This is a genomic window from Streptomyces sp. Z423-1, assembly GCF_013009255.1.
Lineage (GTDB): Bacteria > Actinomycetota > Actinomycetes > Streptomycetales > Streptomycetaceae > Streptomyces > Streptomyces gossypiisoli.
In genome coordinates this window covers 6,330,648-6,348,900 of sequence record NZ_CP053109.1, presented here as the reverse complement: position 1 = coordinate 6,348,900, position 18,253 = coordinate 6,330,648, and the positions used below count along the sequence as shown (strand labels likewise).

Here is an 18,253-nt window from a genome sequence, read left to right as displayed (position 1 = left end):
GGCACCCCTCCGGCAGGGAAAGGCGCCCCACGGCTCATACGGGTTCCGGCTGCCGCTGCGGCCGTACCGGTTCCCCGGGTGCCTTGGACAGCCGTCCCGGCCACCACACCTTCCGGCCCAGCGCCACGCTCGCGCTGGTCACCAGGTAGGTGCGGACGAGGAAGGTGTCCAGCAGCACCCCCACGGAGATGACGAAGCCCAGCTCGACGAGAGCCACCAGCCCCATGTTCAGCAGCACCCCGAAGGTCGCGGCGAGCACGAGCCCGGCGGAGGCGATCACGCCGCCGGTGGTGCGCAGCGCGGTGAGCGCGGCGGTGACCGGTTCGGCGCCGCGCATGGCCTCCTCGCGCATCCGGTGCAGGAGGAAGATGCCGTAGTCGACGCCGAGGGCGACCAGGAACACGAAGGACAGCAGCCCCAGCCCCGGATCGGTGCCCTGGAAGCCGAACAGCGGCTCGAACACCAGCCCGCCGATGCCGAGCGTGGCGCCCCACACCGCGACCACGGCGGCCACCAGGATCAGCGGCGCGACCAGGGACCGCAGCAGCGCGATGAGGATGAGCAGCACGGAGACCAGCACGATCGGCACGACGACCGCGGTGTCCCGGGCGTTGGTCTCCTTCAGGTCGAGCTGCTGGGCGCTGGGTCCGCCGACGTAGGAGCCGTCGAGCCGGTCGCGCAGTGCCTCGATGGTCCGGGTCTCCCCCGGCGTCTGGGGAGCGTCCTCGGCGATGACGACGACCTCCGTCCAGCCGTCTCCGGTACGCCCCTTCTCCGCGCTGTCGACGCCGTCGGTGCCGCGCGCGGCGGCGAGGGTGGCGTCGGCGCGGTCGGCCGGGGTGAGCACGGTGATGGGCTGGCTGGAGCGCTCCGGGTAGGCCTCGGCCAGCGTCTGCAGGGCGGCGACCGACTCGGGCTTGTCGACGAAGGAGTCCTCCTGCTTGAGCGTGCCGGGCAGGTTGAGGGCGCCCAGCGCGAGCGCGCCGAGCAGCACGGCACCGCCGGCCAGCACGGTCACCGGGCGCCGCCCCGCGGAGCTGCCCATCGCGGCGAACAGCGACCGGCGGACTTTGGGCGTGGAGCCGTACGCCGGGACGAGCGGCCAGAAGACGCGGCGGCCCAGCAGGACGAGGAGCGCGGGCAGCAGGGTCAGCATGGCCGTGAGGGCGCACAGCACACCCACTGTCCCCAGCGGCCCCATCCCCCGGTTGGAGTTGAGGTCGGCGGCGAGCAGGCACAGCAGCCCTGCTGCGACCGTCCCGGAGGAGGCGAGCACGGCGGGTCCGCAGCCGCGCAGCGCGGCCCGCATGGCGTCGTACGGCCGCTCGATCCGGCGCAGTTCCTCGCGGTAGCGGGAGATGATCAGCAGGGCGTAGTCGGTGCCCGCGCCGAAGACGAGGATCGTCATGATGCCGGTGCTCTGCCCGGACACCTGCGTCCCGAAGGCCTCGTGCAGCCCGTAGGCGACGCCCAGCGACAGATAGTCGGCGAGCCCGGCGACGACGAGCGGCACCAGCCACAGCACCGGGCTGCGGTAGATGAGGATCAGCAGGACGGCGACGACGGCGACGGTGGTGTAGAGCAGCGGCCCGCCGAGCTGGTCGTACACCTTGCTCGCGTCCGTGGTCATCGCGCTGGGCCCGCCCACCTGGACGGTCAACCCGCCCTCGCTGTGGGCGACTTCGCGCACGGCGTCCACGAAGGCGTCGCGTTTCTCCTCGTCGTCGCCTGGTTCGTTGGTGGCGACGGGATACATGAGGGTGGTCCCGTCCTTCGACGGCACGCCCTGCGGCTCACCGGCCAGCTCATGCTCCCCGGCGATCCGCGCGACCTGCTCCCCCGCCGTCTGTCGGTCGGCGGCGGTGAGCCCGGCGTCCCGGTGGTAGACGAGCACCAGTTCGGTGGTCTCGCCGCCCGGCAGCCGGTCCTGGATCTCGGCGACCTGCGTGGAGTCGGCACTCGCCGGCAGATAGTCGGTGATGCGGTCGCGCTGTACGTCCCCCAGCTTCGCCGCGAACGGCGAGGCCACCGCCAGCACGCCGACCCACAGCGCGAGCAGCAGCCACGGCACCGCGCGGCGCCGCGTTCGTATCGTTTCTCCGGCCCCCATGGACAGGGCCCTCCCTCCGGCACGGATGACTGGATGCGGCTTCCAGACTTCCGGCGCGAGGGCGGGAACACGTCGCGCGCGAGGGCGAGTTCGGCGGTACTGCCGGAGATGACCCGACGGCCGTATTACTCCCCGGGGAGTATCAGGACGGTGTCCGGGCGGCGGCCGTCAGCAGGCGGGTCACCTCGTCCGAGGTGATGGTGAGGGCGGCGCCCACGGTGGCGAGCACCTCGCGTTCGGCGGCGGTGTAGGGGCCGTCGGCGAGGGCGATGCGGGCGCCCTGGAGGAGGATCGACTCACGGCCGCCCGGGGCGAGGTGCGGGGCGAGCGGGTCGAGGGCCTCGTGCAGCTCTATGGCCAGACCCGGGCCGCAGGGTGCGCCGAGGACCCGGCCGGTGTCCGCGGCCAGCGCCTCGACGAGGGCGTTGAGCTGCTCCTCCGTGCAGTCCTCGAAGCCGGCCGCGCGGACCGTGCCGGCGGCCGCGGTGAGCGACGGGCGGGTCCGGGTGCCGCCCGCCGCCAGCACCGCGAGGGCGACGGTGTGCACGGCGTCGCGGAGCATCGCGGAGAAACGGGTGGTGGTGGGGTGGTCCAGGACGTCGGTGCCGAAGTGGCGGCGACAGGCCGCGCATTCCACGACCGGGCCGGTGTCGCCGCGTGGCAGCACGGGCAGGCCGAGCAGGGTGAAGCGGCGGCGCCCGGTCAGCCGCTGGTAGTTGCGGTCGCCACCGCAGCCCGGGCAGAAGAACTCGCCGTCGCCGACGGCCGTCCACGCGGTACGGGTGCCCAGAACGCGCGAACGCCTGGTGGCACGGCCGTTTCGTCCCGGGACTGGCAGCACGTCGCACCTCCGTAACCCCACGGCAACATCGCCGCGCTGGCGTGATGTTAGCCACATCCGTGAGGTGGAGTAAGTACCCCGGACGAGACCTCTCCGTGACCTGGCTGGTAACCGACGGGGCCCCGCCCGCCGGAAATCGGCGGACGGGACCCGAAACGCCCGGTCAGAGGGGTCAGCGGGCCGCCCGGTTGACGGCCGAGACGACCGCCTTCAGCGACGCACGTGTCGTGTTCGCATCGATACCGATCCCCCACAGGACCTTGTCGTCGATCGCGCATTCGATGTACGAGGCGGCCTGCGCGGACGCGCCCTCGCTCATCGTGTGCTCCTGGTAGTCCAGCAGCCGGATGTCGATCCCGATGCCCTGCAGCGCGTGGAAGAACGCGGAGATCGGGCCGTTGCCGGTACCGATCAGCGTCACCTCGGCGCCGTCGACCTCGGCCTCGGCGGTCAGCGTGTCCACGCCGTCCTTGTCGGTGGTGGACTGGCCGTTCTTCAGCTGGATCCGGCCCCAGGGGTTGTCCGGGTTCGGCAGGTACTCGTCCTCGAAGATCGCCCAGATGTCCTTCGGCGTGACCTCGCCGCCCTCGGCGTCCGTCTTCGCCTGGATGATTTTGGAGAACTCGATCTGCATCCGGCGCGGCAGGTCCAGCTTGTGCTCGTTCTTCAGCACATACGCCACGCCGCCCTTGCCGGACTGCGAGTTCACGCGGATGACCGCCTCGTAGGACCGGCCGACGTCCTTCGGGTCGATCGGCAGGTACGGCACCGCCCACTCGATGTCGTCGACGGTGACGCCCTTGGCCTTGGCCTCGGCCTCCATGGCGTCGAAGCCCTTCTTGATGGCGTCCTGGTGGGAGCCGGAGAAGGACGTGTAGACCAGGTCGCCCACGTACGGGTGGCGCGGGTGGACCTCCATCTGGTTGCAGTACTCCCACGTACGACGGATCTCGTCGATGTCGGAGAAGTCGATCTGCGGGTCGACGCCCTGCGAGAACAGGTTCATGCCCAGGGTGACCAGGTCGACGTTGCCGGTGCGCTCGCCCTGCCCGAACAGACAGCCCTCGACGCGGTCGGCACCGGCCATCAGCGCCAGCTCGGCCGCGGCGACGGCCGTACCGCGGTCGTTGTGCGGGTGGACCGACAGGCAGACGTACTCGCGGCGGGACAGGTTGCGGCCCATCCACTCGAAGCGGTCCGCGTGCGTGGAGGGCGTGGAGCGCTCGACGGTGGCCGGCAGGTTGAGGATGATCTCGCGGCCCGGACCGGGCTGCCAGACGTCCATGACCGCCTCACAGACCTCCAGCGCGAAGTCCAGCTCGGTGTCGGTGAAGATCTCCGGCGAGTACTGGTAGCCGAACTCGGTCTCCGGCCCCAGCAGCTTCTCGGCGTACTCCATCACCAGCCGCGTCCCGTCGACGGCGATCTGCTTGATGTCGTCCTTGGAGCCGCGGAAGACGACCCGGCGGAAGACCGGCGCGGTCGCGTTGTACAGGTGGACGGTGGCGCGGCGGGCGCCCTTCAGCGACTCGACGGTCCGCTCGATCAGGTCCTCACGGGCCTGGGTGAGGACGGAGATCGTCACGTCCTCCGGGATCGCGCCCTCTTCCTCGATGATCGACCGCACGAAGTCGAAGTCGGTCTGACCGGAGGCCGGGAAGCCGACCTCGATCTCCTTGTAGCCCATCTTCACCAGCAGGTCGAACATCGCCCGCTTGCGTACCGGTGACATGGGGTCGATCAGGGCCTGGTTGCCGTCGCGCAGGTCGGTGGAGAGCCAGCGGGGGGCGGCGGTGATGCGGTTCTCCGGCCAGGTGCGGTCCGGGATGTCGACCTGCTCGTAGCGGCCGTACTTGTGGATCGGCATGGAACTGGGCTGCTGGCGATGTGCCATGGTGGCGTGGGCTCCTCGAAAAATCCGGTCGGATCCGGGGTCCGGAAGGACGGCCGACGACGCAACGCCGAGCTCCGCGGGGAGGGAGTCGGCCTCGACTACAGGCCCTCGCCGCGGCAGCTAAGAAGAAGCAGCCCAAAACGCATGATGCAGAGCATGCTAGCCGAGCCACTAGCGGATGCGCGGTTCCGTATCAGTATGCGGGATTCACAGATACCTCAGGGGCGCGGGGCCGTGTCGATGAATAACACAGTGCAACCACCCACGACCCACACATCCACACATTTCACCAATCAAGGTTGCGGATAGTGACAGGTCTCTGACTCAGTGCCAAGGTGCGAAGCATGACTCCCGTCTTCTGCACGATCGTCCCCCCGCACATCCTCGACAAGCTCGCCCAGTCCGAGGACCCCGCCCTCTCCGGCCCCGCCCGCCAGACCCTCCAGCGCGACGCCTACGAACGCACCCACCGCCGCCTCACCACAGTCCTCGGCGCCCCAGTCACCCCACCGTCCCCAGCCGCCGCAGGCACCCCGCACCGCACGATCTACGACGCCCAGCACAGGACGAGCCTGCCCGGCAAGAAGGTCCGCGGCGAGGGCGACGACCCCGGCAAGAACGCCACGGTCAACCGCGCCTACGCGGGCCTCGGCGCCACCTTCGACCTGTTCCTCAAGGCCTACGGCCGCGACTCGATCGACGGCGGCGGCCTCCCCCTCGACGCGACCGTGCACTACGACGAGCAGTACAACAACGCCTTCTGGAACGGCGAGCAGATGGTCTTCGGCGACGGGGACGGCGAGATCTTCCTCGACTTCACCATCCCCATCGACGTCATCGGCCACGAACTCGCCCACGGCGTCACCCAGTACACGGCCAACCTCACCTACTTCGGCCAGCCCGGCGCGCTCAACGAGCACGTCTCCGACGTCTTCGGCTCGCTGATCAAGCAGTACACGCTCGGCCAGACCGCCGCCGAGGCCGACTGGCTGATCGGCGCCGGCCTGCTCGCCCCGCGCGTGAGCGGAGTGGCGCTGCGCTCGATGAAGGCCCCGGGGACGGCGTACGACGACGATGTGCTCGGCAAGGACCCGCAGCCCGCGACGATGGAGGACTATGTGCGCACCGGCCGCGACAACGGCGGCGTCCACATCAACTCCGGCATCCCCAACCACGCCTTCCACCTCGCCGCCACCGCCCTCGGCGGACACGCCTGGGAGCGGGCCGGGCAGGTCTGGTACGACGTGCTGACCGGCGGCGAGCTGAAGGAGGACGCCATGTTCGCCGAGTTCGCCACGCTGACCGTCTCCGCCGCGAAGGCACGGTTCGGAGACGGCAGCGACGAGCTCCGTGCGGTGGCGAAGGCCTGGGAGCAGGTCGGGGTGCGGACCCTGTAGACAGGAACCCATGCGTATTCAGGTGCGGCGCACGGGCGGATTCGCGGGCATCGAGCGGCACGCCGAGGTGGACACCTCGGGGCGGCCCGACGCGCACGAGTGGCATGCCCTGGCCGAGCAGGCGCTCGCGGCGGGCCGGGGCACGCCACCCGTCGGCGTTCCGGACGGCTTCAGCTACCGGATCACCGTGGACGGCCGAACGGTGTACTGCGCGGACCCCCGGCTGACCGACGAACAGCGCAGGCTGATCTCCAGGGTGCTGAAGGAAGGAGCGTAACTCCCGGTTCACGCCAGGGCGTTGACTTCCGTTACCGGCGGTACGGATGATCCGCGCATGGCGACGAACCCCATACCCCAGTTCCCGGCCGGCTTCCTGTGGGGCGTCTCGACGTCCGCGCACCAGATCGAGGGCGCGGCGGAGATGCGCGAACCGTCCGTGTGGGACGCCTTCACGGCCGAGCCGGGACGGGTGAAGGACGGCTCCACCGCGGCGGTGGCCTGCGACCACTACCACCGCTACCGCGAGGACGTGGCGCTCCTGGCCGACCTGGGCGTGGACGCGTACCGCTTCTCGATCTCCTGGCCGCGCGTGCGCTCGCCCGAGGGACTCGACTTCTACGACCGCCTGGTGGACGAGCTGTGCGCGGCGGGCGTGCGGCCGGTCCCGACGCTCTTCCACTGGGACCTGCCGGTGGGCCTGGACTGGCTGGAGCGGGACACCGCGTCGCGGTTCGCGGAGTACGTGGCGGTGGTCGCGGAGCGGCTCGGCGACCGTGTCGGCAAGTGGATCACCCTCAACGAGCCCGCCGAACACACCCTCCTCGGCCACGCGCTCGGCGTGCACGCGCCGGGCAGGCAGTTGCTGTTCGACGCGTTGCCGGTCGCCCACCACCAGCTCCTGGCGCACGGACTGGCGGTACGGGCGCTGCGCGCGGCCGACGCGACGGACATCGGGATCGCCAACTCGCACGGCCCGACCTGGCCGGCGTCCAGGGAGAGCGCCGATGTGGAGGCGGCGGACTTCTACGACGTCCTGCTGAACCGGCTGTTCGCGGACCCGCTGCTGCTCGGTGAGTATCCGTCGGGGATCGGCGAGTTGATGCCGGGGGATGTGGCGTCCGACCTGAAGGTGATCGCGGAGCCGGTCGACTGGTACGGGATCAACTACTACGCGCCGACGCGGGTGGGCGCCCCGGAGGGCACGGAGATCGACTTCGGCGGGATCCGGATGCCGGCCGAACTGCCCTTCTCGGTACGGGAGATCGAGGGCGTGCCGGTGACGGACTTCGGCTGGCCGGTGGTGCCGGAGGGACTGACCGAGCTGCTCACCGGCTTCCGGGACCGGTACGGCGAACGGCTGCCGCCGGTGGTGATCACCGAGAACGGGTGCTCGTACGAGGGGCTCGACGACCAGGAGCGGATCGCCTACCTGGACGGCCATGTGCGGGCGCTGCACGCCGCGTTGACGGCGGGCGTGGATGTGCGCGGGTACTTCGTGTGGTCGTTGCTGGACAACTTCGAGTGGGCGGAGGGGTACGCGCGGCGGTTCGGGCTGGTGCATGTGGACTACGAGACGCTTCGGCGCACGCCGAAGGCCTCGTACCGCTGGTTCCGGGACGTGCTGCGGGCACAGAGATGAAGGTGGAGTCGGCTGCTCTCGCCGAGCCTGCCGCACGGGTCGGCCGCGGCTGGACGGCGTCGCTCGCGCTGGCCAACGGGGCGATCTGGGTGGGCTGGTACGGCCCGTTGCAGATCCTGCTCGCGATGCAGGCGGAGGACTTCGCACCCGGCGCCGGGATGTCCAAGGAGACGCTGCTGGCCTGGGTGACGGGCGTGGGCGCGGCCGTGTCGCTGGTGGCGAACCCGGTGTGGGGCGCGCTGTCCGACCGGACGACGTCCCGGCTGGGCCGCCGTACGCCGTGGATCGTGGCGGGAGCTGTGGGCGGCGCGCTGTCGTTGCTGGTGCTCGCGGGGGCGGGTGGGCTGTGGGCGATGGTGGCGGGCTGGTGCCTGGTGCAGCTGACGCTGAACGCGGCGTTCGCGGCGGTGACGGCGGCGGTGCCGGACCGGGTACCGCGGCTGCAACGCGGTGCGGTGGGCGGCTGGCTGGGGGCGGCGCAGATCCTGGGCGTGGTCGGCGGGACGGGGCTGGCGACGGTGGCGGGCGGCGTCGGGGCCGGGTATGTGGCGTGCGCGGTGTTCGTGGTGGCGGGGGTGCTGCCGTATGTCCTGACCTTCCCCGATCTGCGGCTGACGGTCGGGGACCGGCCGCCGTGGTCCTGGCGAGGCTTCCTCGCGGGCTTCTGGCTGAGCCCACGCCGCCACCCCGACCTGGGCTGGGCCTGGCTGACCCGCTTCCTGATCAACCTCAGCAACGCGCTCGTGCTCCTCTACCTCCTCTACTACCTGCGCGACCGGTTGCACCACGAGGACCCGGAGGCCGGGGTGCTGATCCTGACGGCGGTGAACGGTGTAACGCTGCTGGCCACGGTCGTCGTCGCCGGGGTGTGGTCGGACCGGGCCGGGCGGCGCAAGCCGTTCGTGATCTGGTCGGGCGTGCTGATGGCGGCGGCCACGGCACTGCTGTCGGGCTGGCAGACCTGGCCGGGCGCGATCGTCGCGGCGGCGCTGCTCGGCGTGGGCTTCGGGGTGTTCACATCCGTCGACTTCGCCCTGATGACGGACGTATTGCCGAAGGCCCTGGACCGCGGAAAGGACCTGGGCGTGATCAACGTGGCCAACGCACTGCCACAGGTCACGGCCCCGGTACTGGCGGCCCCGATCGTGACGTACCTGGGCGGCTACCGGGTGCTGTATCTGGTGGCCGCCGTGATCGGGCTGGCGGGGGCGGTGCTGGTGGGGCGGATAAGAGGGGTGAGTTAGACCCTGTGTGCGGCACAGCGCATCGAAAAGGCCTACGGCGATGTCAGCCCCCCGGCGTACCCTGGAAACCGCCAGGCCGCCCTTGTGGCAGGCGAGTCGCATCAAGGAGGACATGCAGGCCTTAAGCGCCGGCCCATGACTCAGACACCCACAGCTCACACCCCCGCGCAGGGGCAGGCACGAGTGCAGTTCACCGTTCCGGCGGCCCACCCCATGGTGACCGTGCTGGGTTCCGGCGACTCCCTCCTGCGCGTGATCGAGAAGGCCTTCCCGGGGGTCGACATCCACGTCCGGGGCAACGAGATCAGCGCGGTCGGCGACTCGGCTGAGGTCGCCCTCGTCTCGCGCCTGTTCGACGAGATGATGCTGGTGCTCCGCACCGGGCAACCGATGACGGAGGACGCAGTGGAACGCTCGATCGCCATGCTCCGGGCGACTGAGACCGGCGAGGGGCCGCAGGAGACCCCGGCCCAGGTGCTCACCCAGAACATCCTGTCCTCACGCGGCCGCACGATCCGCCCCAAGACCCTCAACCAGAAGCGGTACGTCGACGCGATCGACAAGCACACGATCGTCTTCGGCATCGGCCCCGCCGGCACCGGCAAGACCTACCTGGCCATGGCCAAGGCGGTGCAGGCCCTGCAGTCCAAGCAGGTCAACCGCATCATCCTGACCCGGCCGGCGGTGGAGGCGGGCGAGCGGCTCGGATTCCTCCCGGGCACGCTCTACGAGAAGATCGACCCCTACCTGCGCCCTCTGTACGACGCGCTGCACGACATGATCGACCCGGATTCGATTCCGCGGTTGATGGCGGCGGGGACCATTGAGGTGGCGCCGCTGGCATACATGAGGGGCCGGACCCTCAATGACGCCTTCATCATCCTGGACGAGGCCCAGAACACCAGCCCCGAGCAGATGAAGATGTTCCTCACCCGGCTCGGCTTCGACTCGAAGATCGTCATCACCGGTGACGTGACCCAGGTCGACCTCCCGGACGGCACCAAGTCCGGTCTGCGGCAGGTACGGGAGATCCTGGAGGGCGTGGAGGACGTCCACTTCTCCCTGCTCTCCTCCCACGACGTCGTACGGCACAAGCTGGTCGGCCGTATCGTCGACGCGTACGAGAAGTACGACAACAAGCACGGCACCCAGAACGGCACGCACAAGGGCCGGGGCGGCAAGGCCGCGCACAAGGGGAAGTAGAGAACAAGCAAGGACATGTCGATCGACGTCAACAACGAGTCCGGAACCGAGGTCGACGAGCAGGCGATCCTCGACATCGCCCGCTACGCGCTCGCACGGATGCGCATCCACCCGCTCTCCGAGCTCTCGGTGATCGTCGTGGACGCCGACGCCATGGAGCAACTGCACATCCAGTGGATGGACCTGCCGGGTCCGACCGATGTCATGTCGTTCCCGATGGACGAGCTGCGCCCGCCGTCGAAGGACGACGACGAGCCCCCGCACGGGCTGCTCGGCGACATCGTGCTGTGCCCGGAGGTCGCCGCCAAGCAGGGCGCCGAGGCCCCGACGCAGCACTCCATGGACGAGGAGCTCCAGCTGCTCACCGTCCACGGAGTGCTGCACCTGCTCGGGTACGACCACGAGGAGCCGGACGAGAAGGCCGAAATGTTCGGTCTGCAGGCCGCCATCGTGGACGGCTGGCGTGCAGAGAAGGGTCTCACCGGTCCCTCCCCGGCCCCGACCGTGTCATGAGCATCCCGCTGATCACCGGCGCCGTCGCGCTGGTCGTCGTCGCCTGGCTCGCGGCCTGCGCGGAGGCGGGCCTCGCCCGTGTCTCCAGCTTCCGCGCCGATGAGGCCGTACGCTCCGGCCGGCGCGGCAGCGCCAAGCTCGCCCAGGTCGCCGCCGACCCCACCCGCTATCTCAACGTGGCGCTGCTGGTCCGCGTCGCCTGCGAGATGGCCGCGGCCGCGCTGATCACGTACGCCTCCCTGAACCAATTCGACAGCACCACCGAGGCGCTGCTGATCGCGATCGCGGTCATGGTCCTCGTCTCGTATGTCGCCGTAGGCGTCTCTCCGCGCACCATCGGCCGCCAGCACCCCCTCAACACGGCCACCGCGGCGGCGTACGTACTGGTCCCGCTCGCCCGGATCATGGGCCCGGTCCCGTCCCTGCTGATCCTCATCGGCAACGCCCTCACCCCGGGCAAGGGCTTCCGGCGCGGCCCCTTCGCGTCCGAGGCGGAGCTGCGCGCGCTGGTCGACCTGGCCGAGGCGGAGTCCCTCATCGAGGACGAGGAGCGCCGTATGGTGCACTCGGTCTTCGAGCTGGGCGACACCCTCGTACGGGAGGTGATGGTCCCGCGCACCGACCTGGTCGTCATCGAGCGCTTCAAGACCATCCGCCAGGCCCTCACCCTCGCGCTCAGGTCCGGTTTCTCGCGGATTCCGGTCACCGGTGAGAGCGAGGACGACATCGTCGGGATCGTGTATCTGAAGGACCTGGTCCGCAAGACGCACATCAGCCGGGACGCCGAGACGGAGCTGGTGTCGACGGCCATGCGGCCGGCGTTCTTCGTGCCGGACACCAAGAACGCCGGTGACCTGCTGCGCGAGATGCAGAAGCAGCGCAACCACGTCGCCGTCGTCATCGACGAGTACGGCGGCACGGCCGGGATCGTCACCATCGAGGACATCCTGGAGGAGATCGTCGGCGAGATCACCGACGAGTACGACCGCGAGCTGCCGCCCGTGGAGTCCCTCGGCGAGGACCGTTACCGGGTCACCGCCCGCCTCGACATCGGCGACCTCGGCGAGCTGTACGGGCTGGAGTCCTACGACGACGAGGACGTGGAGACGGTCGGGGGGCTGCTGGCCAAGGCGCTGGGCCGGGTGCCCATCGCCGGGGCGTCCTCCGTGGTCGAGCTGCCGGACAGCCGGGAGCTGCGGCTGACCGCCGAGGCCGCCGCCGGGCGCCGGAACAAGATCGTGACCGTGCTGGTGGAGCCGGTGGCCCCGGTGGCTTCGCCTCAGGAGGAGGCGAAGCCGGAGTGACGCCCCAGGAGCTGCGCGCGTTCTGCCTGTCCTTCAACGCGGCGGTCGAGGACTTCCCGTTCGGGCCGGAGGCCTCGGTGTTCAAGGTGCGGGGCAAGATGTTCGCCCTGAGCATCCTGGACGCCCGCCCGCTCACGGTGAACCTCAAGTGCGACCCGGAGGACGCGGTACGCCTGCGCGCGGACCACCCCGGCCTGATCGCCCCGGGCTGGCACATGAACAAGCGGCACTGGAACACCGTCACGGTGGACGGCTCGCTCCCCGCGCGCCTGGTCCGGGAGCTGATCGAGGACTCCTACGACCTGGTGGTGGCCGGCCTGCCCCGCGCCGACCGGCTTCGCCTGGACCGCCCCTGAACCGGGCCGCCCGGCTAGGGCCCGCGACGCCGGTGTGATCCATACGACAGGCCCTACGTATGCTCGGGGCATGACCGACACCAACGCGCTTGATCCCGAGGACCGCAAGATCGTCACCCTGGCCCGCTCGGCCCGGGCCCGCAATGGTGTGCCCGAGGGGGCTGCCGTACGGGACGAGACGGGGCGTACGTATGTCGCCGGGACCGTCGACCTGGACTCGCTGAAGCTCAGCGCCCTGCGGACGGCAGTGGCCATGGCGGTGGCGTCGGGGGCGAAGTCGCTGGAGGCGGCGGCGGTGGTGACCGAGGCCGAGGAGGCGTCGGCCGAGGACCGGGCGGCGGTACGGGATCTTGGTGGGCCGCGGACGCCGGTGCTGGTGGCCGGGCCGAACGGCGTGGTGCGGCTGACTGTTTCCGCTGGTTGAGGTGGTGGTGCTGGGGGCTGCCGCCCCCAGGTCCCCGGGCGCTGACCGGCGCCCGAAACGAGCCGGTCGTTGAAGGCCGGAATTACCCTTGCCGTCGCTTGTCTCACATTGCATCAATGGGACCGTAAGTTCCGACGGACCGTCAGATCCTGGGTTCGCGCAGCGCGTCCGCACCCCGCTGCCCGACGGGGCGGTCCCTCGGTCTCCCGTCCATCCCCACATGGCATTCCCCACACGGGAAGGGAACCCCACCCCTATGAGAGGCAAGCGCTTTGCAACCGGTGCGGCACTGACCGTCGGGGCCCTCGCGGTCACCGGCGTCGTTCTCGCGCCCGCAGCCGTGGCCGTCGCGCCGACGTCGGCGACCCTCACCGCCGACTGCGGCTTCTTCGGCGGCGGCCAGGCCACCCTCACCGCCACCCAGAACGGCACGGCGGCCACCCTGACCCTCACGTCCTCCGAGATCACCGCCCCCATCGGTCTCGGCGCGGACTCGATCGCTTCCACGCTCACCATGGTCAAGGGCAGCGGCGGCACCGCCGTCTTCAGCGGCACGGAGAACCCGGCGATGTCCGCCGGCGATCCCGTCACCGTGGGCCCGCTCAACGGCACCGTGGCCTCCGGTGACAGCCTGGAGGCCTTCGGCGGCTCGTTGCGGATGACCGTCTTCGGCATCACCATCACCTGCACGGCGACGGGCCCGCAGTCACCCGGCCCGTTCGTGTTCGACTGAGCCATCGGGTGGGCGCGGCCCCGGGCGCACAGGGTGCCGGGGCCGCGCTCGCCGGTCCGCCCGGTATCGCGGTACGGCAGGGCTTCGGCGATCAGGGAGAATGGGCGCCATGAGCGTTCGTACCCCGTCATCCGAGCAGCCCGCCGAGAGTGTTCACCGGGCCGGCTTCGCCTGCTTCGTGGGCCGCCCCAACGCGGGCAAGTCCACCCTTACGAACGCACTGGTCGGGCAGAAGGTCGCGATCACCGCGAACCAGCCGCAGACCACGCGGCACACGGTACGGGGCATCGTGCACCGGCCCGACGCCCAGCTGATCCTGGTGGACACACCGGGCCTGCACAAGCCGCGCACGCTGCTCGGTGAGCGGCTGAACGACGTGGTGCGCACCACCTGGGCCGAGGTGGACGTGATCGGCTTCTGCCTTCCCGCGAACGAGAAGATCGGCCCCGGTGACCGGTTCATCGCCAAGGAACTCGCCGGGATCAAGAAGACACCGAAGGTCGCGGTCGTCACGAAGACCGACCTGGTCGACAGCAAGGCGCTCGCGGAGCAGCTGATCGCGATCGACCGGCTCGGCAAGGAGCTGGGCATCGAGTGGGCGGAGATCGTGCCGGTGTCGGCGGTGGGGGACAAGCAGGTGAGCCTGCTGGCGGACCTCCTCGTCCCGCTGCTCCCGGAGGGCCCGGCCCTCTACCCCGAGGGCGATCTGACCGACGAGCCCGAGCAGGTCATGATCGCGGAGCTGATCCGGGAGGCCGCGCTGGAGGGCGTACGCGACGAGTTGCCGCACTCCATCGCCGTCGTCGTCGAGGAGATGCTCCCGCGCGAGGACCGCCCCGCCGACAAGCCGCTCCTCGACATCCACGCCAACGTCTACATCGAACGCCCCAGCCAGAAGGGCATCATCATCGGCCCCAAGGGCAAGCGCCTGAAGGAGGTCGGCATCAAGTCCCGCCGCCAGATCGAGGCGCTGCTGGGGACGCCGGTCTTCCTGGACCTGCACGTGAAGGTGGCGAAGGACTGGCAGCGGGATCCGAAGCAGCTGCGCAAACTGGGGTTCTGAGAGGACTGGAGCCGCCTCCGCCGCCCCGGGCCTCTGTCAGGGGCGGCGGAGTCAGGCGTAGCGGCGGAAGCCGATCGTCGGGACCGCGCGGCGCAGGGGCCAGGGGCGGGCCGTGGCGGGGACGAGGTCTTCCAGGAAGGCGTACCGGCGCAGGGCCGCGGGGTCCTGGTCGTCGTACGCCTGGACCTTGCGCCACCAGGCGCCGATCTCGGACCAGCCGGGGGCCGAGAGGGAGCCGCCGAATTCCTGGACGGACAGGGCGGCCGTGAGGCCCGCGAAGGCGAGGCGGTCGGCGAGGGGCCAGCCGGCCAGGGTGCCGGTGACGAAGCCGGCCACGAAGACGTCTCCCGCGCCGGTGGGGTCCAGGGCCTCGACCGCGATCGCCGGGACCTCGGCGCTCTCGCCGGTGCGCCGGTCCACGGCGTAGGCGCCCTCCGCACCGAGGGTGACCACGGCGAGCGGTACGTGTTCGGTGAGGGCGTGCGCGGCGGCGCGGGGGCAGGTGGTGCCGGTGTAGCGCATCGCCTCCTCGGCGTTGGGCAGGAACGCCTCGCAGTGCCGGAGGTCGGCGAGGGCGGCCAGGTCCCACGCGCCGGTGTCGTCCCAGCCGACGTCGGCGAAGACGCGGGTGCCCTTGCTCGCGGCCTGCGCGATCCAGGGGGCGCGTTTGCCGGGGACGAGTGAGGCGACGGCGGCACGCGCGCGTGGGGGGCAGTCGGGGGCGGGTTCCTCTGGGGGCGGCTCGTGGCCGTGGGAGACCATCGTGCGCTCGCCCTCGTACGCCATCGAGACGGTGACCGGCGAGTGCCAGCCGCGCACCGTGCGTGAGGGGGTGAGGTCGATGCCCTCGCCCTGCTCCAGGGCGTCCCAGCAGTAGTCGCCGTAGTGGTCGTCGCCGAAGGCCGCCGCGAGGGACGTCTTCAGACCGAGCCGGGACAGCGCGGTCGCCATGTTGGCGACGCCGCCGGGGCTGGACCCCATCCCGCGCGCCCAGGACTCGGTGCCGCGCACCGGGGCGGAGTCGAGCCCGGTGAAGATGATGTCGAGGAAGACGGTGCCGGTGAGATAGACGTCCCAGGGCGGCTCGCCCTGCCCGCGCAGGGCGGCCAGGGGGTCGACGTGGGCATGGCAGTACCGACCCTCGCGGATGGCCGGTACCGCCATCGCGGTGGGCTGCGGCCCCTCTCCGGTGGACGCGGTCACAGTGCGCTCTCCCTGACGTGGTGCTGGTCTGGCCAGTGTGCACCACGTCACTGACAACGGTTGCGCGGTCAGGGGGAGGAGGCTGCGTCGGGTGTGCGGGGGCCTGGTGTTGGGCGTGCGCGGGGCGGCGTGCGGCCTGCGGCGGGGCTTGGGGGGGGCGGCGGGCTGGCGCGGGCGGGCGGCCGTCAGACCGGGTGCGGGCCCCGGGTGGGACGTGCGCGAGGCCGCGTGCCCTGCGAGGCGCCGACCTTCACTCCGGGGACGGGCCCCGGCGTCACCAGCGGGGCACGGCGGGGGTTGACCGGCAGGGCATGACGGGGTCTACCAGCGGGGCACGGCGAGGACTACCGGCAGGGCACGGCGGGGACTACCAGCGGGGCACCGCGGGGACTACCAGCGGGGCATGGCAGGGCTGACCCACTCCGGGTCGGCGATCCGCATCGCGGCCGCGTCGTCGCGGTCGCGCAGTGTGCCGTCGTCGTCCAGCCAGCGCCGGTGCAGCAGGGCGAGCCGGACCTGGTCGAGTTCGACGCCCAGGCCGGGGGCGTCGGGGACCCGCACGGAACCGTTCTCGAAGACCAGCCGCTCGGTGAGCACGTCCTCGGACTGCCAGGGGTAGTGGGAGTCACAGGCGTGGTGGAGGTTGGGGACGGTGGCCGCCACGTGGGTCATCGCGGCCAGGCTGATCCCCAGGTGGGTGTTGGAGTGCATGGACACCCCGACGCCGAAGGTCCGGCAGATGGCGGCGAGTTGCTGGGTGTTGCGCAGCCCGCCCCAGTAGTGGTGGTCGGAGAGGACGACCTGGACGGCGCCCCGTGTGAACGCCTCCCTGATCTCGGCGAACGTCGTCACGCACATGTTGGTGGCGAGCGGGACGCCGGTCCGCTCGGCGACCTCGGCCATGGCGGGCGTGCCGAGCGCCGGGTCCTCCAGGTACTCCAGGACGGCACCGAGTTCCTGGGCCACCTTGACCGACGTCCCCACGGACCAGGCCCCGTTGGGGTCGAGCCGCAGCGGATGCCCGGGAAAGGCCCGCGCCAGCGCCCGTACGGCCGCGATCTCCTCGTCGGGCGGGAACACCCCGCCCTTGAGCTTGCACGACGAGAACCCGTACCGCTCCTTGAACTTCCGCGCCTGGTCCACGACCCCGGCGGGGTCGAGGGCGGCACCCCAGTCGTCCTGCTCGGACCGGACCCCGGCCGGGTGCTCGGCCCACTTGTAGAACAGGTACGCGCTGTACTCCACCGCGTCCCGCACCTTGCCCCCGAGCAGCGCGTGCACGGGCAGTCCGAGCGACTTGCCCAGCGCGTCGAGAAAAGCCACCTCGAAGCCGGAGACGACGGACAGCCGCAACTTGTCCGCGGTCTGCACACCGCGCAGCCCACCGACGTCCACGGCCTCGGAGACCCGCGAGGCGTCCACGGCCACCTCGTCGGCGACGGCGAAGAGGCCGTTCAGATCACTGACCTGCCGCCCCTTCAGCTTCTCCGCGAAGGGCCGTGCCAGCTCCAGGTACTTGGTGTCCCCGTAGGTCTCCCCGACCCCGGTCACGCCGTCCGCCGTCACCACCTCCACGATCAGCCGGGGCGTGTACGGCTGGTGGACGCCCTGCGTGTTCAGCAGCGGCGGGTCGGCGACCAGGATGGGGGTCAGTCGTACGTCCGTGACGGTGAGGCTCACGCCATCCCCCCATGTAGACATTATCCATGTATGAGGACAAAGATTAGATAGGCGAACAGCGGCCGTCAATGATTCGCGCACAGCAGGGCACACCCCCAGGGAGCACACAGAGTTGCTGGAGTTGCTGGCCGCGCGCGGCGACCGTCCGGTACGGCTGCAAGAGCTGGAGGCGTCGGAGGCGCTCGGCGAGACCATCCCCATGGGCCGGCTGGACGGCCGGGACGTGGCGTATCTGGCGACCCGCGAGTCGCACGAGTACCTGCGGACCATCAGCCGGGTCGGGCGCCGACTGCCCGCCCACGTGGGCGCCCTGGGCAAGGCCCTGCTCGCCGAACGCCCCGACACCGACCTGCCCGACAGCCCGTACGAGGCGCTCACCCCCAACACCCACACCACGCGCGCGCCCCTCGCCGCCGACCTCGCCGAGGTGCGCTCACGCGGCTACTCGGTGGACCGCGAGGAGCAGGGCGAAGATCGAGGCGACGGCGCCCGCGGCGGGCGGGGCCGTGCACTGGCGTTAGCCGCTCGGGAGGCGCTCGTTTACCCGACTTGGCCAGCCCCAAACAGAAGGTGACCCAGATCACCCAATCTGGCCTCCCGTCGCCCTCCCCCCGCTTGATACAAATTGCCCGCGCGTTCCTGTCCGTCG

16 protein-coding genes and 1 pseudogene are annotated in these 18,253 nt (G+C 70.9%); 12 read left to right on the top strand and 5 right to left on the bottom strand.

What is annotated here, in order from left to right; all coding sequences use genetic code 11:
- Positions 1-34: 34 nt before the first annotated feature.
- The 3 genes from HJD23_RS28490 to leuA all read right to left on the bottom strand — a co-directional run bounded on the left by HJD23_RS28490 (position 35) and on the right by leuA (position 4,845).
- The gene (locus HJD23_RS28490) at positions 35-2,110 is read right to left on the bottom strand and encodes an MMPL family transporter (RefSeq protein WP_171112328.1); all 2,076 of its coding nucleotides are present in this window, start codon (positions 2,108-2,110) and stop codon (positions 35-37) included.
- A 142-nt stretch (positions 2,111-2,252) separates the two neighbouring features.
- The gene (locus HJD23_RS28485; protein ID WP_171112330.1) at positions 2,253-2,951 is read right to left on the bottom strand and encodes a TerB family tellurite resistance protein; all 699 of its coding nucleotides are present in this window, start codon (positions 2,949-2,951) and stop codon (positions 2,253-2,255) included.
- 172 nt (positions 2,952-3,123) lie between these two features.
- Positions 3,124-4,845 carry a 2-isopropylmalate synthase gene (gene leuA / locus HJD23_RS28480; protein ID WP_171112332.1) on the bottom strand — a complete coding sequence of 574 codons (1,722 nt, stop codon included), beginning with the start codon at positions 4,843-4,845 and terminating at the stop codon, positions 3,124-3,126.
- A 344-nt stretch (positions 4,846-5,189) separates the two neighbouring features.
- Between leuA and HJD23_RS28475 the strand changes: the two genes are divergently transcribed.
- The 11 genes from HJD23_RS28475 to era all read left to right on the top strand — a co-directional run bounded on the left by HJD23_RS28475 (position 5,190) and on the right by era (position 14,721).
- On the top strand, positions 5,190-6,242 hold the full coding sequence (locus tag HJD23_RS28475; RefSeq protein WP_171112334.1) for a M4 family metallopeptidase: 1,053 nt from the start codon (positions 5,190-5,192) through the stop codon (positions 6,240-6,242).
- A gap of 10 nt (positions 6,243-6,252) precedes the next feature.
- Entirely contained in the window at positions 6,253-6,519 is a 267-nt protein-coding gene (locus HJD23_RS28470; protein ID WP_171112336.1) for a protealysin inhibitor emfourin, read from the top strand.
- Between the two features lie 57 nt (positions 6,520-6,576).
- Positions 6,577-7,881, top strand: a complete 1,305-nt coding sequence (locus HJD23_RS28465) for a GH1 family beta-glucosidase (protein WP_171112338.1) — start codon at positions 6,577-6,579, stop codon at positions 7,879-7,881.
- Entirely contained in the window at positions 7,878-9,125 is a 1,248-nt protein-coding gene (locus HJD23_RS28460) for an MFS transporter (RefSeq protein ID WP_171112340.1), read from the top strand. Before HJD23_RS28465 ends, HJD23_RS28460 begins: the two co-directional genes overlap by 4 nt.
- A gap of 135 nt (positions 9,126-9,260) precedes the next feature.
- Positions 9,261-10,328, top strand: coding sequence for a PhoH family protein (locus tag HJD23_RS28455; RefSeq protein ID WP_171112342.1), 1,068 nt, complete (start codon positions 9,261-9,263; stop codon positions 10,326-10,328).
- Positions 10,329-10,343: 15 nt separating this feature from the next.
- Entirely contained in the window at positions 10,344-10,841 is a 498-nt protein-coding gene (gene ybeY, locus HJD23_RS28450) for an rRNA maturation RNase YbeY (protein WP_141310606.1), read from the top strand.
- The gene (locus HJD23_RS28445; RefSeq protein ID WP_171112344.1) at positions 10,838-12,145 is read left to right on the top strand and encodes a hemolysin family protein; all 1,308 of its coding nucleotides are present in this window, start codon (positions 10,838-10,840) and stop codon (positions 12,143-12,145) included. Before ybeY ends, HJD23_RS28445 begins: the two co-directional genes overlap by 4 nt.
- A complete protein-coding gene (locus HJD23_RS28440) occupies positions 12,142-12,501 on the top strand; it encodes an MmcQ/YjbR family DNA-binding protein (protein ID WP_171112346.1) in 360 nt (119 codons plus the stop codon). Before HJD23_RS28445 ends, HJD23_RS28440 begins: the two co-directional genes overlap by 4 nt.
- 70 nt (positions 12,502-12,571) lie before the next feature.
- The gene (locus HJD23_RS28435) at positions 12,572-12,925 is read left to right on the top strand and encodes a cytidine deaminase (protein ID WP_171112348.1); all 354 of its coding nucleotides are present in this window, start codon (positions 12,572-12,574) and stop codon (positions 12,923-12,925) included.
- 256 nt (positions 12,926-13,181) lie between these two features.
- The gene (locus HJD23_RS28430; RefSeq protein ID WP_171112350.1) at positions 13,182-13,658 is read left to right on the top strand and encodes a hypothetical protein; all 477 of its coding nucleotides are present in this window, start codon (positions 13,182-13,184) and stop codon (positions 13,656-13,658) included.
- 109 nt (positions 13,659-13,767) lie between these two features.
- Positions 13,768-14,721 (top strand): GTPase Era, encoded by a 954-nt coding sequence (era, locus tag HJD23_RS28425; RefSeq protein ID WP_171112351.1) that lies wholly within the window; start codon positions 13,768-13,770, stop codon positions 14,719-14,721.
- Between the two features lie 51 nt (positions 14,722-14,772).
- Here era and HJD23_RS28420 read toward each other — a convergent pair whose 3' ends face one another.
- Positions 14,773-15,885 (bottom strand): PfkB family carbohydrate kinase, encoded by a 1,113-nt coding sequence (locus HJD23_RS28420; RefSeq protein WP_171118566.1) that lies wholly within the window; start codon positions 15,883-15,885, stop codon positions 14,773-14,775.
- 429 nt (positions 15,886-16,314) lie between these two features.
- Positions 16,315-17,625 carry a glucarate dehydratase family protein gene (locus HJD23_RS28415; protein WP_171112353.1) on the bottom strand — a complete coding sequence of 437 codons (1,311 nt, stop codon included), beginning with the start codon at positions 17,623-17,625 and terminating at the stop codon, positions 16,315-16,317.
- A gap of 91 nt (positions 17,626-17,716) precedes the next feature.
- Between HJD23_RS28415 and HJD23_RS28410 the strand changes: the two are divergent.
- Positions 17,717-18,125: pseudogene (locus tag HJD23_RS28410) on the top strand (IclR family transcriptional regulator C-terminal domain-containing protein).
- Positions 18,126-18,253 lie beyond the last annotated feature (128 nt).

What these genes read in the sequence shown, in the direction of transcription:
- HJD23_RS28490 (WP_171112328.1), bottom strand. Translation starts at nt 2,110, where the DNA reads ATGGGGGCCGGAGAAACGATACGAACGCGGCGCCGCGCGGTGCCGTGG.
- leuA (WP_171112332.1), bottom strand. Translation starts at nt 4,845, where the DNA reads ATGGCACATCGCCAGCAGCCCAGTTCCATGCCGATCCACAAGTACGGC.
- HJD23_RS28475 (WP_171112334.1), top strand. Translation starts at nt 5,190, where the DNA reads ATGACTCCCGTCTTCTGCACGATCGTCCCCCCGCACATCCTCGACAAG.
- HJD23_RS28470 (WP_171112336.1), top strand. Translation starts at nt 6,253, where the DNA reads ATGCGTATTCAGGTGCGGCGCACGGGCGGATTCGCGGGCATCGAGCGG.
- HJD23_RS28465 (WP_171112338.1), top strand. Translation starts at nt 6,577, where the DNA reads ATGGCGACGAACCCCATACCCCAGTTCCCGGCCGGCTTCCTGTGGGGC.
- HJD23_RS28460 (WP_171112340.1), top strand. Translation starts at nt 7,878, where the DNA reads ATGAAGGTGGAGTCGGCTGCTCTCGCCGAGCCTGCCGCACGGGTCGGC.
- HJD23_RS28455 (WP_171112342.1), top strand. Translation starts at nt 9,261, where the DNA reads ATGACTCAGACACCCACAGCTCACACCCCCGCGCAGGGGCAGGCACGA.
- ybeY (WP_141310606.1), top strand. Translation starts at nt 10,344, where the DNA reads ATGTCGATCGACGTCAACAACGAGTCCGGAACCGAGGTCGACGAGCAG.
- HJD23_RS28445 (WP_171112344.1), top strand. Translation starts at nt 10,838, where the DNA reads ATGAGCATCCCGCTGATCACCGGCGCCGTCGCGCTGGTCGTCGTCGCC.
- HJD23_RS28435 (WP_171112348.1), top strand. Translation starts at nt 12,572, where the DNA reads ATGACCGACACCAACGCGCTTGATCCCGAGGACCGCAAGATCGTCACC.
- HJD23_RS28430 (WP_171112350.1), top strand. Translation starts at nt 13,182, where the DNA reads ATGAGAGGCAAGCGCTTTGCAACCGGTGCGGCACTGACCGTCGGGGCC.
- era (WP_171112351.1), top strand. Translation starts at nt 13,768, where the DNA reads ATGAGCGTTCGTACCCCGTCATCCGAGCAGCCCGCCGAGAGTGTTCAC.
- HJD23_RS28420 (WP_171118566.1), bottom strand. Translation starts at nt 15,885, where the DNA reads ATGGCGGTACCGGCCATCCGCGAGGGTCGGTACTGCCATGCCCACGTC.
- HJD23_RS28415 (WP_171112353.1), bottom strand. Translation starts at nt 17,625, where the DNA reads ATGTCTACATGGGGGGATGGCGTGAGCCTCACCGTCACGGACGTACGA.